General features: G+C 40.1%; 1 protein-coding gene. It reads left to right on the top strand.

Going from position 1 to position 825, the window contains the following annotated elements:
* The first annotated feature begins 229 nt into the window (after positions 1 to 229).
* Positions 230 to 586 carry a DUF6404 family protein gene (locus EYW48_RS21310; RefSeq protein WP_277433058.1) on the top strand — a complete coding sequence of 119 codons (357 nt, stop codon included), beginning with the start codon at positions 230 to 232 and terminating at the stop codon, positions 584 to 586.
* Positions 587 to 825: the final 239 nt, after the last annotated feature.

Raw genomic sequence — 825 nt, 5'->3', positions numbered from 1 at the left:
ACCAACATTTTGATTGTTTTCTTAATCAAATTTAGTGTAACTTTATGTTTATCTTATTGAATTTGCATAACAAAGCATTTAAGACGGATTCGCAACGCTTGGCGGTTTTAGTGTAAATTCAGTTTTTGTGTTTTAAGTGGTTTGTCGAGGCGTTGGTGTTTAGCGTCGCTCACCACTTAATGCGGCGTTATGGCGCAAGGCATGCCAACACACATTTATAGGAATGATTATGAATAAAATGGAACTTGTTCGCTCACTATTGGTTGAAAAGGGCATTAGTAGTCGTTTAGCTAAACCTTATCCATATCTATTCTACAAATTGGCTCGTTTAAACATGAAGCCAAGGGTATTTGAAAGTCCGTTGAAACTATTTGTCCTTCAATCAGTTTTTGGCGCTGTTTTTTGGGGTGGGTTCATGTGGTTCTTCATTTGGCAATTTCAGGGTTTTTCTGTTTCTCAGGTGTATGCGTCTTTGTTTTTTGGTGTGTTTACCGGTCTGTTTCTTGCGATTGATGTCGCGAGGGGGCGTCAGAAGCATGGGTTAACTAATTTGGATAGTTGGCTTAAAGAAAATAACGTAGAGTAGCGCCATAACAAGCAATTTAAGAGGGATTCACAACGCCTGGCATTTTTGCTTCTACTTCAAATTTAGTGTTTATGGCACAATGCTTTAGGGTTGGTAAAGGCGTTGTTCACCCCTTAATTGGGCGTTAGCTGGGGTTAAGAAAAGCTGTGAATTTAGGGTGGAAAGGCTTTGGGTTTTCTAGCTACACACTGGACAAATCTCAGCTTCTCAACTATCTCGCCAGTGGCACTTTTCGGGAA

The organism is Vibrio sp. 1180_3 (assembly GCF_029478545.1).
GTDB lineage: Bacteria > Pseudomonadota > Gammaproteobacteria > Enterobacterales > Vibrionaceae > Vibrio > Vibrio aestuarianus.
This window is presented reverse-complemented; position numbering and strand designations above follow the sequence as displayed.

What these genes read in the sequence shown, in the direction of transcription:
- EYW48_RS21310 (WP_277433058.1), top strand. Translation starts at nt 230, where the DNA reads ATGAATAAAATGGAACTTGTTCGCTCACTATTGGTTGAAAAGGGCATT.